This is a genomic window from Kitasatospora sp. NPDC001660 (assembly GCF_053596725.1).
In genome coordinates this window covers 67,984-82,756 of sequence record NZ_JBSFGU010000013.1, presented here as the reverse complement: position 1 = coordinate 82,756, position 14,773 = coordinate 67,984, and the positions used below count along the sequence as shown (strand labels likewise).

Below are 14,773 nucleotides of genomic sequence, written 5' to 3'. Positions count from 1 at the left end.
GTTGACGAGGCCCCCGCCGTTTTGCGGCGGGGGCCCTCGTCGTGTCCGGGGCTCAACCGCGGGCGGCGTGGCGGCGGGTCAGGATGAAGCCGCCGACCAGGGCGATGCCGTAGAAGGCGAGGTCCAGCGGGCGCAGGTCGGCGCGCCACTCGGCCAGGACGTCGTGTGCGAGGGGGCGGAGCGGGATGTCGGCCGGCCCGTACAGGCCGCGGGAGCACAGCTGGCGGCCCTGGATGAGTAACTGGCCGAGGAAGAGCGCGCCGGCCGCGAGCAGCGCGCCCAGCAGCGGCAGCACGCGGCTGCGGCCGCCCAGTCGGCCGAGCGGCCAGGAGACGGCGGCGGCCGGGGCGATGGCCAGCCAGCCGATGCTGTCCTCGGCCCGCAGCGGCGCGCATCCGTAGGCGAGGGCGCCGAGGAACATCGCGCCGACCGCGGCGGTGGCGGCCAGTCCGACGCGCCGACGCGGGCGCCGCCGGCGGGTGGCGGGGGCGGTGGGTTCGTATCCGGCCACCGGGACACCGGGCATTCCCGGCGCGACGTAGCCCTCCGGGGCGCCGACGGCGGGCGCCACCGTGTAGTGCTGGGCGGTTGGCGGCCGGCCCGACCGTTCGTCAGTGCCCCAGGCGGGTGCGGTCATGGGTGTCGGATCCCCCCGGAAAGACGGTGAGCTGCCGAACCGTAACAGTGTTCGGGACGAATCTTGGCGAGTTTTCGATCACAGATCGGGCACGGAGAGCCGGGGCCGTTTCGGTCCGGCGGATCACTGGCCGGGGGCCGGGTGGTCGAGGGCCCGGTGGACAGGGGATGATGGAGGCTTGGCGTTCGGGCCCAGACGCCGGGCCGACGCGCCGTCACCACGACCGCCAGCAGCACATGGGGGAACGTTCCGAATGACCCAGGCGCAGGGTTCCACCGGCCGACTCCTGGCCGGACGCTACCGGCTGGACGCGGTGCTCGGGCGCGGCGGTATGGGCACCGTCTGGCGCGCCGAGGACGAGATGCTGGGCCGGATTGTCGCGGTCAAGGAACTGCGGATGAACGCCAGCGTCGAGGAGGAGGAGAAGCACCGGCTGATCGTCCGGACGCTGCGCGAGGCCAAGGCCACCGCGCGGATCCGGCACAACTCGGCGGTCACCGTCTTCGACGTGGTCGAGGAGGACGACCGGCCGTGGATCGTCATGGAGCTGGTGGAGTCCCGCTCGCTGGCCGACGTCATCAAGGAGGACGGGCCGCTGACGCCCGCTCGGGCGGCCGAGATCGCGCTCGACGTGCTGGGCGTGCTGAGCGCCGCGCACGCGCTGGGCATCCTGCACCGCGACGTGAAGCCGTCGAACGTGCTGATCGGCGAGGACGGCCGGGTGGTGCTCACCGACTTCGGCATCGCCAGCGTCGAGGGCGACGCCTCGGTCACCTCCACCGGCATGCTGGTCGGCGCGCCCTCGTACATATCCCCGGAGCGGGCGCGCGGGCAGAAGCCCGGGCCGCCGGCCGACCTGTGGTCGCTGGGCGGCACGCTGTACGCGATGGTGGAGGGCCGGCCGCCGTACGACCGCGGGTCGGCGCTGGCCACCCTGACGGCGGTGATGACCGAGGACCTCGTCACGCCGCAGAACGCCGGGCCGCTGCTGCCGGTGATCGAGGGGCTGCTGGAGAAGGACCCGGCCGAGCGGCTGGACGCCTCGCAGACCAGGTCGATGCTCAAGCGGGTCGTCGCGGAGGCCACCGCCAAGGCCGAGTCGACGACCGAGCACGCGATGCCGGTCAAGCCGGCCGCCGTGTCGGCGGGTTCGGCCCCGGCCCCGGCCTCGGACCCGGCCACGGCTCCCGCCGCGAAGGACGAGGAGCAGGCCCCGGCCCCCGACGGCACCGCGAAGCGGACGATCGGCGGGCTGCTCGGGACCGTCCGGGTCGGCAGCAGGGCGAAGGCCGAGGAGCCCGTGGCCGCCCCGGTGACGGCCCCCGAGCCGGAGCCGGCCGGGCCCGTCGACCCGGCCGCGGAGCCGATCCGGCCGGTGACCAGCGAGTGGACGATGGGCGCGACGCAGGCGGCCGGCGCCGACCCGCGCAAGGGCCGGCGGCGGCTGGCCGTGGTGACCATCGTCGTGGTGCTGTTGCTGATCGCCGGGATCGTCGCGGTGGTGCAGGCCGTCGACGGTTCGAACGGCAGCACGGCGCACGGCGCGGGCGCCACCTCGCCGGCGGCGGCCACCACGGGCGCGACCCCGAGCGCGGCCGCGCCGACCGCCGCCACCACGCCGACCCCGACGGCCGCCGAGCCGACCCCGGCCGCCACTTCGGCGGCCCCGCCGCCTGCCCCGGCCACCGCGGCGACGACCCCTGCGGCCGCCCAGACGCCCGCCCCGACGCCCACGCCCACGCCGACCCCGGCCGCAACGCCGAGCGCGACGCAGCCGGCCCAGGGGGGCGCGGTGCCCGCCGGGTACCACCTGTACAAGGACCCGACCGGCTTCTCGGTCGTGCTGCCGGACTGGCTCCAGCAGACGGGTTCGGAGAGCATCCGCCGGACCTTCCAGGGCAACGGCAGCACCCTGAAGATCGAGTGGACCACCGACCCCGGCCCGAGCGCGCTCGCCGACTGGCAGGCGGGCGAGTCCTCGCTGCGCCCGACGGTCACCAACTACCAGCGGGTCAACCTCGTGTCCATCAACTACCGCCAGTGGACCAACGCGGCCGACTGGGAGTGGACCAACGGCACGCCGAAGATGCACTCGCTCAACCGCGGCTTCGTGACCGGCACTCCGGCCAAGTACGGCTACGCGATCTACTGGATCACGCCGGACGCGGACTGGAGCGCCCCGGCCAACTCCCAGGCCAGGGACGAGGCCTTCGCCAGCTTCCAGCCCGCGCCGTGAGCGCGGCGGTCAGCCGAGCGGGCGCTCCTCGGCCTTGGCGAACTCCTCGCCGGTGAGCGCCCCGGAGCGGTGCAGGGCGGCCAACCGCTCCAGTCGGCGGTGGAGTTGTTCGCCGGCGCCGGGCTCCTTGGGGGCGGAGCCGGACGGTGCGGCGGCGGGCGCCGCGGGGGCCGGCATCAGGGCGGTCCGGGCGGTCCGGGCGGTCCGGGCGGTCCGGGCGGTCCGGGCGGCAGCCCTGATCTGCTCGCGGACTCCCCGGCCCCGGCCACGTCCTCGAAGCGGTGCGGGCCGGTCAGCGCGACGACCGTCAGCACGTCGCCGTTGAGCCTGGTCCGTGCCACGGCCGCGTCGGTGACGGCGGCAAGCGGAACCGGCACCGGTGGTTTCCCGTCTCTCAGGAAGAGCAGCCGGTGGATGGTCAGGACGAGCGCGCCCTTGCGGAAGCGGTCGGGACGGCGCCCGTCGGTGGAGGTGACAGGCTGTTCGCCGTCGGTCACGGTCGCCTCGACGGTGCGCACGACCTCGGCCCGCGTCGCCTGGTTGCCCCTGCCGTTGCCGGAGACTCGGACGGCGGCGTCGATCGGACCGGTCCAGTCCATGGGATCGAGCCTGAAGGAGCCGCTCAGTAGGCTGCTCGGTGAGCGAGAGGAACTGGCATGCGAGCGGGCCCGGGGCAGGTGCTGGCGGGGCGTTACCGGCTGACGGACCGTCCCGGGCCGCTGCGTGCGGTCGCGGTGGACGAGGGCACCGGCGAGCCGGTGCTGCTGCGCGCCCTGGAGCTGCCCGTGCTGCTGACCGGCGGCCACGACCCGGAGGACGGGACGCCGGCGCAGGCCGACCGGCTGGTCCGGCGGGTCGCGGCGGTCGGCTCGGCGGCGCCGACCTGGCACCCGCGGCTGCTGCGCGGGGTCGGGGCTTTCGTCGACGACGAGTTGCTCTGGACGGTCGAGGAGCGGCCGGCCGGGGTACCGCTGGCCGAACTCGCGGCGGACGGGCCGGTGCCGCCCTACCGGGCGGCCGAGCTGGCGGCGGACCTGGCGGGCGCGCTGCGCTCGCTGCACGAGGCCGGACTCAGCCACGGCAACCTGACCGCCGAGTCGGTGCTGGTCTGCGAGGACGGCGCGGCGATGCTCGGCGGGCTGCTGTCCGGGGTGGCCGAGGAGGTACTGGCCGAGGACCTCGGCGGCCCCGGCGGGCGCCGCCGGTACGAGGTGCGGGCCACCCTGGTCGGCCCGGTGGCGGAGCGCTGGCCGTTGGACGGCGGCCCGGCCGGCGACTGCTGGGCGCTCGGGGTGCTGCTGCAGCGGCTGGTCACCGGGCGCTCGCCGTACCCCGAGGGCGGGGTGCCGGAGCTGGTGACGGCCGTACGGGACGGGCGGCGCGAGCCGTCGGCGCTCTGCGGGCCGCTGGCGCCGGTCGTCGAGCGGCTGCTCCAGCCCGATCCGGTGCTGCGGCCGACCGCCGACGCCGTCCGCCGGGAGCTGGCGGCGCTGCTGGCGGGCGCGCCGGAGCCGACCGGCGGTGAGCGGGCGCCGCGGGACGTCGTGCTGCGGCCGGACGGGCCGCTGGTGAAGTCCTCGCGCGGACGCGGCCGGGGCGCCGCCGCGCCGTCCGCCGGCCGGCCGGAGCGGACGGACGGGGGCCGGCCGCCCCGGATACCCCCCGCCCTGCTGGGGCCGCTGCTGGTCGGAGGCGTCTTCCTGCTGCTGGTGCTGGGGGTGACCGCCGTGGTGCTGTTCGCGGGCTGACGGCCCCGCCCGCTCCGGGTTCGCCGACGCGGTGGACCGGGGAGATTACCGGGGTCGGCGCGGTAGGCCTAATGTGTGCGTGGGATTTGTTCGAACAGTGGTCTGCACCAGGCCCTCCGTCGCAGTGACGGCAGCTTTGAAGCGAGGGGGAGCGGTCGCCGATGGGCGTGCAGGACCGGCCGGAGACGGCCGAGACGGAGCGGCTGCTGGCCGGGCGGTACGAGCTGGGCGAGCGGCTCGGCCGCGGCGGTATGGGCACCGTGTGGCGGGCCTGGGACCGGATGCTGGACCGCGAGGTCGCGGTCAAGGAACTGACCGTCAACCACCTCCCCGAGGAGGAGCTGCAGATCCTGCACGCCCGGATGAAGCGCGAGGCGAGCGCGGCGGCCCGGATCAAGCACCCCGGCGTCATCACCGTGCACGACGTGCTGGAGCAGGACGGCCGGCCGTGGATCGTGATGGAACTGGTCGACGGCCGCTCGCTGGCCGACGTGATCAGCCAGGACGGCACCCTCCAGCCGCGCGCCGCCGCCGAGGTCGGCAGCCAGGTGCTGGCCGCGCTGCACCGCGGGCACCAGCTGGGCGTGCTGCACCGGGACGTGAAGCCGGCCAACGTGCTGCTGGAGCGCGGCACCGGCCGGGTCGTCCTGCTGGACTTCGGGATCGCGACGTACGAGGGCTCCGCCGAGCTGACCCGGCCCGGCGATCTCGTCGGCTCGCCGGACTACCTCGCGCCGGAGCGCGCCCAGGGTGAGCGGCCCGGGCCGGCCTCCGACCTGTGGGGCCTCGGGGCGACGCTGTACGCGGCCGTCGAGGGCCAGTCGCCGTTCCGCCGGACCTCGCCGATCACCACGCTGGCCGCGGTCGTGGGCGAGCCGCTGCCGGAGCCGCGCCGGGCCGGGCCGCTCGGGCCGGTGCTGGCCGCGCTGATGGCCAAGGACCCGGCCGACCGGCCGGGCGCGGACGAGGCGGCCCGGATGCTGGCCGAGGTGCAGGCCGGGCACACGATCGGCCTGAAGCCGGTCGCGCCGGTCCGGACGCCGACGATGTCGGTGCCCGTCGTGGACCGCGGCGACGCGACCGGCGGTACCGGTGACGCCGGTCCGGACGCCGGCGCCGCGGGCGCCGGGTCGGACGATGCCGCGGAGGCGACCGACGCGCGTTCGGAGCAGACGTCCGTCACCACGGCGAACGCCTCGGCCGGCAGCTCGGTGACCGCGTCGCACGCCCCCGTCGCGGGCGCTCAGGCGGGCGCGTCGGTCATGGCGGGGGCGCCCACTGGGCCCGTCGCGCCGGTCCCGCACACCATTACGCCCGCGCGGGGACCGGCCAGACGCCGCAGCATGGCGAAGATCGTCGGCATCGCGGTGGCCGTCGGCCTGATCGCGGCCGTGGCCACCTTCCTCGCCACCCGGCACGCCGCCGGCCCCGGCGGCGACGACCCGGCGACGCCCGCCGTGACCACCCCGGCCGAGCCGGAGCCGAGCGCCTCGGCGAGCGGCGATCCGGCGCCCGCCGGCTATCAGTGGGTGGAGGACCAGGCCGGATTCCGCTTCCCGCTGCCGGCCGCGAACCCGGCCTGGCAGCGCATCCTCGGGACCGACAGCAACCAGATCTTCTACAGCCCCGACGGCAAGGTGCACTACCTGCAGTTCGCGGTCACCGTCGGCCAGTCGGTCAAGCCGCTGGAGCACATGCGGGAGATGGAGGCCAGCGTCTCCAAGGCGCAGAAGGACTACAAGCAGCACAGGATGGCGAGCACCGCGGTGAACGGCCACGAGGCGGCCGTCTGGGAGTTCAGCTACGCGGCCAAGGAGGGCGGCCGCCGACACGCGATCGAGACCGAGTTCATCGACGAGGACGGCACCGCCTACGCGATCTACTCGTCCAGCCCGGAGAAGGGCAACGAATGGAACGAGGCCTACCAGCGCTTCACCACGGTGCTGAACCACTTCACGCCGACCCGCTGAACGCCGGACCCGGGTCGCGCCCGGTCCGTCCGGTACCGGCAGATTGTTGTTACCGACGGGTACCGAACCGGCCGCCGAGCGCCTAGGCTGCGCCGTATGTCGGACCTCACAGCAGACGCAGCGGCCACCGAACACCCCGGCACCGCTCCCGCGGGCGGCAACCCGGCCGCCCCCGGCGGCGGCCGGACCGTCGCCGGCGCCGTCCCGCCGTCCCTGGTGGCCCGGCTGGCCGGCGGTGTCACCGCGACCGGCGAACCCAGCGTGGTGGAGACCGTGGCCCCGCTGACCGGCGAGCGGCTGGCGAGCCTGCCGCGGTCCACCCCGGCCGACGTCGAGGTGGCCTTCCAGCTGGCCCGCCGCGCCCAGTCGGCCTGGGCCGCGCTGCCGGTCCGCCGCCGCGCCGCCGTCCTGCTGCGCTTCCACGACCTGCTGCTCAAGCGGCAGGACGAGGTCCTCGACCTGATCCAGGCCGAGACCGGCAAGGCCCGGCTGCACGCCTTCGAGGAGGTGCTCGCCGTCGCCATGGCCGCCCGGCACTACGGGCGCGCCGCGCACGGGTACCTGCGCGACAAGCGGCACGGCGGCGCGCTGCCGGTGCTCACCCAGGCGATCGAGGCCCGCCGCCCCAAGGGCGTGATCGGCCACGTCTCGCCGTGGAACTACCCGCTGGAGCTGTCCGTCGGCGACGCCCTGCCCGCCTTCGTGGCCGGCAACGCCGTGGTCAACAAGCCGGACACGCAGACCGCCCTCACCGCGCTGTGGGCCCGCGAGCTGCTCGTCGAGGCCGGGCTGCCGGCCGACCTGTGGCAGGTCGTGATCGGCGACGGACCGGTGATCGGCCCGGCCGTGGTCGAGCACGCCGACTACGTCTCGTTCACCGGCTCGACCCGCACCGGCCGCGACGTCGCCCGGCGCGCCGCCGCCCGGCTGGTCGGCGCCTCGCTCGAACTCGGCGGAAAGAACGCCATGCTGGTGCTCTCCGACGCCGACCTCGACCGGGCCGCGGCGGGCGCCGTGCGGGCCTGCTTCTCCTCCGCCGGGCAGCTCTGCATCTCCATCGAGCGCCTCATGGTGCACCGCTCGGTCGCCGACGCCTTCCTGGAGAAGTTCGCCGAGCGCACCCGCAACCTGCGCCTGGGCGGCGGCCTCGCGTACGGCGCCGACATGGGCTCGCTGGTCTCGGCCCGCCAGCTGGACACCACTACCCGGCACGTCGAGGAGGCCGTCAAGGCCGGCGCCACCGTGCTGGCCGGCGGCCGCGCCCGGCCCGACCTCGGCCCGTTCTTCCACGAGCCGACCATCCTCGACGGCGTCACCCCGGACATGGCGGTCTGCGGCGAGGAGACCTTCGGCCCGGTCGTCTCGGTCTACCGCTTCGACACCGAGGACGAGGCGGTGGCCGCCGCGAACGCGACCCCGTACGGCCTCAACTCCAGTGTCTGGACCCGGGACCTGCGCCGCGGGCGGGCGGTCGCGGCCCGGCTGCGCACCGGCACGGTCAACGTCAACGAGGCGTACGCCGCCGCGTACGGCTCGGTCGCCTCGCCGATGGGCGGGATGGGCGACTCCGGGCTCGGCCGGCGGCACGGCGCGGAGGGCATCCTGCGGTTCACCGAGGCGCAGACCATCGCGACCCAGCGGCTGCTCCCGCTCGCGCCCTCGCTCGGGCTCGACGACCGGCAGTTCGCGGCGGTGTTCACCGGCGGGCTGCGGGCGCTGAAGGCGCTGCGCTTCAAGTAGGCGCGGGTCGTGTCGGGACCGACTCGCGGGCACCACAAGCAGGTTCGGACGTTTAAGGAGCAGTGGCAGATGGCGGGGTCCCCGGTACAGGGCGAGTTCGACTACGACGTGGTCGTGGTCGGCTCCGGCTTCGGCGGCTCGGTCGCCGCGCTGCGGCTGACCGAGAAGGGCTACCGGGTGGCCGTCCTGGAGGCCGGGCGGCGCTTCGACCGCGACGAACTGCCGAAGAACTCCTGGGACCTGCCGAACTACCTGTGGGCGCCGGCGCTCGGCCTGTACGGCATCCAGCGGATCCACCTGCTGGCCAACGTGCTGATCCTGGCCGGCGCCGGGGTCGGCGGCGGCTCGCTGAACTACGCCAACACCCTGTACGTCCCGCCGAAGGCGTTCTTCGAGGACCGCCAGTGGCGCCACATCGCCGACTGGCAGGAGGAGTTGGCGCCGTTCTACGACCAGGCGCAGCGGATGCTCGGGGTGCGGCTCAACCCGACCGTCACGCCGTCCGACGTCCACCTCAGGGCGGCGGCCGAGAAGATGGGCGTCGGGGACACCTTCCACATGGCCCCGGTCGGGGTCTTCTTCGGGGACGGCAAGGACACCGACGGCACGGCCAAGGCCGCGCCCGGGGAGGAGGTCGCCGACCCGTACTTCGGCGGCGCCGGCCCGGCCCGCAAGGCCTGCGTCGAGTGCGGCGAGTGCATGACCGGCTGCCGGCACGGCGCCAAGAACATGCTCACCGAGAACTACCTGTACCTGGCCGAGAAGGGCGGCGCGGAGATCCACCCGCTCACCACGGTGGCCCGGATCCGGGAGCACGGCCAGGGCTTCGCGGTGGACGTGCGCCGCACCGACTCCCGCTCGAAGACGGACCGGGTGAAGGCGGGCGCGCGGACCGTCACCGCCGCCCGGGTGGTGGTCGCGGCCGGCACCTACGGCACCCAGTCGCTGCTGCACCGGATGCGCGCGGACGGCCACCTGCCCCGACTCTCGGCCCGGCTCGGCGAGCTGACCCGGACCAACTCCGAGGCGCTGGTGGGCGCGCAGACCACCGACCGGCGGTACGGTGCCCGCGCGGACTTCACCAAGGGTGTCGCGATCACCTCCTCGATCCACCCGGACGCCGACACCCACATCGAGCCGGTCCGTTACGGCAAGGGTTCGAACGCGATGGGCGCGCTGTCGATCGCCCAGGTCAAGGGCGCCGGGCGGATCCCGCGCTGGCTGCGCTACCTGGGCGGCTCGGTGCGCCACCCGGTGACCTTCGCGCGCTCGATGAACAAGCACCGCTGGTCGGAGCGGACGATCATCGGCCTGGTGATGCAGTCGCTGGACAACTCGATCACCGTCTCGCTGAAGAAGGACCTGCTCGGCAAGGCCCGGCTGACCTCCACCCAGGGCCACGGCGCGCCCAACCCGACCTGGATCCCGGCCGCCGAGCAGGGTGCCCGGGCGCTCGCCGAGGAGATCAACGGCTTCGCCGGCAGCTCCGCCGGCGAGATCTTCGACATCCCGATGACCGCGCACTTCCTCGGCGGCTGCCCGATCGGCGACACCGCCGAGACGGGCGTGGTCGACCCGTACCACCGGCTGTACGGGCACCCGGGGATCAGCGTCGTGGACGGTGCGGCCGTCTCCGCCAACCTCGGCGTCAACCCCTCGCTGACGATCACCGCGCAGGCCGAGCGGGCCATGTCGATGTGGCCCAACAAGGGCGACGCCGACCCGCGGCCGGAGCAGGGCGCGGAGTACCGCCGGATCGCCGCCGTGGCGCCGGTGCGGCCGGCCGTGCCGGAGGACGCGTTCGGGGCGCTGTGGCTGCCGCTGCTGCCCGTGCCGGAAGTGCCGAAGAAGCGCGGCTGACGCTCGGCGGGAGATCAACACGCCGGGCTTGGACGCTGGTTGACATCCGTTCGGATCCGATGGGATAAACGGGCTCCCTGGGGACCAGGGAACTCGTCGAGCGGGGGGAACGCGGTTCATGGCCATCTGCGCATCGTGCGGCGCGGCTTCGGTGGAGGGGGCGCCCGCCTGTGCCGCGTGCGGCCGGCCGTCGGCGCCGCCACCGCCGCCGCCACCGCCCGCCGCACCGCCCCCGCCGTCGTACGGACCGTCCGCCGTGCCGCCGCCGCCCCCGCTGCCGCCCGGCTCCGGGGCGCCCTCGCTGGGCGTCTGGGGCGCCGGGCGGCCGCACGACCCGGCGGCCGGGCAGTCGCCCGGCCTGCGCTGGCTGACCGGCACGGACTGGCGCCCGGCGCTCGTCGCGCTGTGCGCGCCGACCGTCGTCCTGCTGGTCGCCGCGCTGATCGCGGCGATCCCGAGCGACTACGGCGACCCCGGTTACGTGGTCCAGGTCCCCGGGTTCGGCGAGCGCTACGGCGCGGCCCTCGCGATGGCGCTCGGCGCGCTCGGCGCCCCGTTCAAGCTCGCCTACGCGATCCACTGGCGGAACACCGACAGCGGCGTCGGGACGACGGCGAGGCTGCTCCCGCTGAGCGTCACCGTGCTCTGGCTGCTCGCGCTCTGGCTCGGCCTGCGGTCGCTCTCCCGCCGTCGGCAGGCGAGGACGGCCCAGCAGATGACCCGCGGCCAGGCGGCCGGCGAGGCGGTGCGCACCGCGGTGGCCGCGGCGGCGGTGACGCTGCTGCTCGGCCTGCTCGCCGGGGCGAGCTGGAGCCCGTACCTGCCCGGCGCCGCCACCGGGTTCGGGCGGCAGTCGCCGATCACGTACACCGCGGACGCCGGCTGGCCGGAGGCGGTCGGCTGGAGCGCGCTGCTCGCCGGGCTGGTCGCGTTCGCCGTGTACGGCACCGACGCGCTGCGCTGGGCGGCCTGGCGCAACCGGACGATCCGCGGCTGGGCGGTGGCGGCGCTGGCGGCCGGCCAGGTGCTCGCGCTGCTGGTCGGGATCGCCGCGGTGGTGGCGTTCATCCTGGTCGCGGCATACGGCGAGGGCTGGCAGACCGCGGTGTCGCTGGCCTTCCTGCCCAACCTCGGGCTGTTGCTGATCGGCATCGGCTCGGGGGCGACGCTCCGGGGCGGGGGCGAGCCCGCCGCCCGGAGCGCGGGCTGGAGCTCCGCGGACGGCGGGTACCCGGGCGTCCAGGAGTTCTCCTTCTTCGACCTGCACGGCGAGACCGTGGCCTGGCGCTTCACCGGCCTGCTGGCCGTCGCCGCGGTGGCCCTGCTGGCCTGGACGGCCCACCGCCGCCGGCTCGACGCGGCCGACCGGATCCGGCTGGCGGTGGTGTACGCGGCCGGACTGACCCTGCTCATGGTGCTGTCCGGCGGCGCGGTCACGGCCCTCGGCGCCGCGCCGACGCGCACCGGCCCGGCCGGCGGCGACTACTCGGTGAGCCTGGTGTTCGGGACGCTGCTCGCGGCCAACGCGATCTGGGCGGTGATCGGCGCGCTGGTGCTGGCGCCGGTGCTGTCCGCCATGGCCGGCGGCCGGGGCGCCGCGGGTGTCCAGTACGGGGCTGCGGTCCCGCCGCAGAGCGCTCCGTACGGGTACGGCGGCGGCGAGCCCGGGCCGTACCGGCCGGAGGCCGGGGTGAGCGACGTGGTCGGCTCGCACGACGGGCCGCTCGCGCCGGCGGCCGGAGCGGGTGAGCCGCCCGTACGCCCCCAGGACGGCGGGAATCCGGTCGACCCGAGCGTCTGGCGCGACCACCCGTAGCGCGGGCCCCGGTCCGGATGGGCCGGGACGGACAGGGCAAAGGGCCCCGCGGGGGAACGGGGCCCTTTGTCGCTCAGCACGCGGCGTCAGGGCTGCGCCGGTGCTGGAGGTGACGGCGCCGGGGGAGGAGCGCCGTCGTTCGGTTGGCTTCGGGGTCGCGCCGGGTGCGGCTCCGGCGTGGGTGGCCGGCGGCGCGGGGCGCGCACGCTCGCGGTGCGGCGGGTCGGCGCGCATGCCTGCGCCGGACATTCGCTCACGGAGCGTGAGGTGAAAACCGCTGCCGCCCCGGGTCGCGGCGGCAGCGGTCCCGGTCTCCGCGGTGAGCCGTCGGCCGCCGGGAGAACCGTTTCCACGAAGCATCGTGCTGGACGGAGGGCTCGGTCTGCAACCGGTTCGGCACACTTCGGCCCGGTCCATTTTGCGGTGGTGAGCTCCGCTTCGCCCCGCAGATGATCACGGTGCGTAGCGGTTCGGTCGGTCGCGGCGCACGGGGACGCGCGTAGCGGCGCGAAACGGTGAGGGGCGTGCGCCCGGGGCGCGCACCCGGGGTCGTGCCGGGGTGCGGCGGCCGGCCCGGGCGTCCCCGGGGCCGGCCGCCCCACCCCGTGCTCCAGTCGCGGCCGGGGTCGCTGTCCCCTGCTGGCCGGCCGCGGCACCCGCGCACGGTCCCACGGCGCGCCGCGCCCGGCCGGGCCGGAACAGCGGCGGCGCCACGTGCGCCGGCGGACTGGAGTGGAGCTCCACGCGTGGTCCTGCGTGACGTGCGGCGGCGCCCCGCGCCCGGGGCGGAGGCGGCGCGTCTGGCGGACGCGGCGCGGTCGTACGTCGTCAGAAGCAACGAAGCGCGGGCCCGCCCGGTCACGGTCGTTTGGACGTGCAGACGAGTGAAACCGGGCAGCCCGGTAGAATCGGTGTTCAGACACCCCCACCCGTCGCCGTCGCGGCCCCGCCAGGGTCGCGCACCGCGCGACACCCTCGATACCGCTGCCGGAAGGCCGTCTGTGTCCGCTGCAATTCCCGTCCAGTCCGTACCTGAGACCGACACCGTGCTGGTCGTCGACTTCGGTGCCCAGTACGCCCAGCTCATCGCCCGCCGGGTGCGTGAGGCCCGGGTCTACAGCGAGATCGTGCCGAGCTCCATGCCGGTCGCCGAGATGCTCGCCAAGAACCCGAAGGCGATCATCCTGTCCGGCGGCCCGTCGTCGGTCTACGAGGAGGGCGCGCCGCAGCTCGACCGCGCGATCTTCGAGGCCGGCGTCCCGGTGTTCGGCATGTGCTACGGCTTCCAGCTGATGGCCAAGACGCTCGGTGGCACCGTCGACAACAGCGGCGCCCGCGAGTACGGCCGCACTCCGCTGACCGTCAGCCGCACCGGCTCCACCCTGTTCGAGGGCGTCCCGGCGAAGCACTCGGTGTGGATGTCGCACGGCGACGCCTGCTCCGCCGCGCCCGAGGGTTTCACGGTCACCGCCTCCACCGACGTGGTGCCGGTCGCGGCCTTCGAGAACGACGAGGCCCGGCTCTACGGCGTCCAGTACCACCCCGAGGTGCTGCACTCCGACCACGGCCAGCAGATCCTGGAGCACTTCCTCTACCGCGGCGCGGGCATCGCCCCGACCTGGACGACCGGCAACGTCGTCGAGGAGCAGGTCGCGCTGATCCGCGAGCAGGTCGGCACCAAGCGCGCGATCTGCGGCCTGTCCGGCGGCGTGGACTCCGCGGTCGCCGCGGCCCTGGTCAACAAGGCCATCGGTGACCAGCTGACCTGCGTCTACGTCGACCACGGCCTGATGCGCAAGGGCGAGACCGAGCAGGTCGAGAAGGACTTCGTCGCGGCCACCGGCGTGCAGCTGAAGGTCGTCGACGCGTCCGAGCGCTTCCTGAACGCGCTGAAGGGCGTCACCGACCCCGAGGAGAAGCGCAAGATCATCGGCCGCGAGTTCATCCGGGTCTTCGAGCAGGCCCAGGCCGAGATCATCGCCGAGGCCGGCGAGCACGGCGAGTCGGTCGACTTCCTGGTCCAGGGCACCCTGTACCCGGACGTGGTGGAGTCCGGCGGCGGCACCGGCACCGCCAACATCAAGTCCCACCACAACGTCGGCGGTCTGCCCGAGGACCTGCAGTTCCAGCTGGTCGAGCCGCTGCGCAAGCTGTTCAAGGACGAGGTCCGGATGGTCGGCCAGGAGCTCGGCCTGCCGGAGGAGATCGTCCAGCGCCAGCCGTTCCCGGGCCCGGGCCTCGGCATCCGGATCGTCGGGGAGGTCACCAAGGAGCGCCTGGACCTGCTCCGCGAGGCCGACGCGATCGCCCGCGAGGAGCTGACCGCGGCCGGCCTGGACCGCGAGATCTGGCAGTGCCCGGTCGTGCTGCTCGCCGACGTGCGCAGCGTGGGCGTGCAGGGCGACGGCCGCACCTACGGTCACCCGATCGTGCTGCGTCCGGTCTCGTCCGAGGACGCCATGACCGCCGACTGGTCGCGCCTGCCGTACGACGTGCTGGCCAAGATCTCCACCCGCATCACCAACGAGGTCCGCGACGTGAACCGCGTCGTCGTGGACGTCACCAGCAAGCCGCCGGGCACCATCGAGTGGGAGTGAGCACTCCCGCCGGCCGCCCGGCCGGAGCCTGAACGGCCGCGCCGTCGTTCCCGTGGTCGAGGGAGCGGCGGCGCGGCCGTTCGGGGTTCCGGGGGTTCCCGAAGGGCGGACCTCCCACCGAAAGCGTTCACGAGCGGGCAGAATGCGGACCGGACCTGTCAGGAGCGGC

At 75.0% G+C, this 14,773-nt stretch carries 10 protein-coding genes; 7 read left to right on the top strand and 3 right to left on the bottom strand.

All coding sequences use genetic code 11. The features are described 5' to 3' along the window. Window positions 1–52: 52 nt before the first annotated feature. Window positions 53–637: a hypothetical protein gene (locus ACWCXH_RS16660; protein ID WP_449802162.1), complete on the bottom strand. Its 585-nt coding sequence runs from the start codon at window positions 635–637 to the stop codon at window positions 53–55. 253 nt (window positions 638–890) lie between these two features. Between ACWCXH_RS16660 and ACWCXH_RS16655 the strand changes: the two genes are divergently transcribed. Beyond that, window positions 891–2,873: a protein kinase domain-containing protein gene (locus tag ACWCXH_RS16655; RefSeq protein ID WP_449802161.1), complete on the top strand. Its 1,983-nt coding sequence runs from the start codon at window positions 891–893 to the stop codon at window positions 2,871–2,873. A 9-nt stretch (window positions 2,874–2,882) separates the two neighbouring features. Here ACWCXH_RS16655 and ACWCXH_RS16650 read toward each other — a convergent pair whose 3' ends face one another. After that, a complete protein-coding gene (locus tag ACWCXH_RS16650) occupies window positions 2,883–3,050 on the bottom strand; it encodes a hypothetical protein (RefSeq protein ID WP_449802160.1) in 168 nt (55 codons plus the stop codon). Beyond that, on the bottom strand, window positions 3,050–3,472 hold the full coding sequence (locus ACWCXH_RS16645) for a hypothetical protein (RefSeq protein WP_449802159.1): 423 nt from the start codon (window positions 3,470–3,472) through the stop codon (window positions 3,050–3,052). The genes ACWCXH_RS16650 and ACWCXH_RS16645 overlap by 1 nt, the downstream gene beginning before the upstream one ends. A 57-nt stretch (window positions 3,473–3,529) precedes the next feature. Between ACWCXH_RS16645 and ACWCXH_RS16640 the strand changes: the two genes are divergently transcribed. From ACWCXH_RS16640 to guaA, 6 genes are all read left to right on the top strand, one after another. Next, entirely contained in the window at window positions 3,530–4,621 is a 1,092-nt protein-coding gene (locus ACWCXH_RS16640; RefSeq protein ID WP_449802158.1) for a protein kinase, read from the top strand. Between the two features lie 161 nt (window positions 4,622–4,782). Then, a complete protein-coding gene (locus ACWCXH_RS16635; RefSeq protein ID WP_449802157.1) occupies window positions 4,783–6,591 on the top strand; it encodes a protein kinase domain-containing protein in 1,809 nt (602 codons plus the stop codon). 96 nt (window positions 6,592–6,687) lie between these two features. Next, window positions 6,688–8,331 carry a succinic semialdehyde dehydrogenase gene (locus tag ACWCXH_RS16630; protein ID WP_449802156.1) on the top strand — a complete coding sequence of 548 codons (1,644 nt, stop codon included), beginning with the start codon at window positions 6,688–6,690 and terminating at the stop codon, window positions 8,329–8,331. Window positions 8,332–8,400: 69 nt separating this feature from the next. Further along, window positions 8,401–10,191 carry a GMC oxidoreductase gene (locus ACWCXH_RS16625; protein WP_449802155.1) on the top strand — a complete coding sequence of 597 codons (1,791 nt, stop codon included), beginning with the start codon at window positions 8,401–8,403 and terminating at the stop codon, window positions 10,189–10,191. Between the two features lie 256 nt (window positions 10,192–10,447). Then, complete coding sequence (locus tag ACWCXH_RS16620) at window positions 10,448–12,007, top strand: hypothetical protein (protein WP_449802154.1); 1,560 nt, start codon at window positions 10,448–10,450, stop codon at window positions 12,005–12,007. Window positions 12,008–13,008: 1,001 nt separating this feature from the next. Next, entirely contained in the window at window positions 13,009–14,604 is a 1,596-nt protein-coding gene (gene guaA / locus ACWCXH_RS16615; protein ID WP_449802153.1) for a glutamine-hydrolyzing GMP synthase, read from the top strand. The last annotated feature ends 169 nt before the right edge of the window (window positions 14,605–14,773 follow it).

Bases quoted from the DNA above. Each gene is read 5' to 3' on its own strand.
- ACWCXH_RS16660 (WP_449802162.1), bottom strand. From the start codon at position 637: ATGACCGCACCCGCCTGGGGCACTGACGAACGGTCGGGCCGGCCGCCA.
- ACWCXH_RS16655 (WP_449802161.1), top strand. From the start codon at position 891: ATGACCCAGGCGCAGGGTTCCACCGGCCGACTCCTGGCCGGACGCTAC.
- ACWCXH_RS16650 (WP_449802160.1), bottom strand. From the start codon at position 3,050: ATGCCGGCCCCCGCGGCGCCCGCCGCCGCACCGTCCGGCTCCGCCCCC.
- ACWCXH_RS16645 (WP_449802159.1), bottom strand. From the start codon at position 3,472: ATGGACTGGACCGGTCCGATCGACGCCGCCGTCCGAGTCTCCGGCAAC.
- ACWCXH_RS16640 (WP_449802158.1), top strand. From the start codon at position 3,530: ATGCGAGCGGGCCCGGGGCAGGTGCTGGCGGGGCGTTACCGGCTGACG.
- ACWCXH_RS16635 (WP_449802157.1), top strand. From the start codon at position 4,783: ATGGGCGTGCAGGACCGGCCGGAGACGGCCGAGACGGAGCGGCTGCTG.
- ACWCXH_RS16630 (WP_449802156.1), top strand. From the start codon at position 6,688: ATGTCGGACCTCACAGCAGACGCAGCGGCCACCGAACACCCCGGCACC.
- ACWCXH_RS16625 (WP_449802155.1), top strand. From the start codon at position 8,401: ATGGCGGGGTCCCCGGTACAGGGCGAGTTCGACTACGACGTGGTCGTG.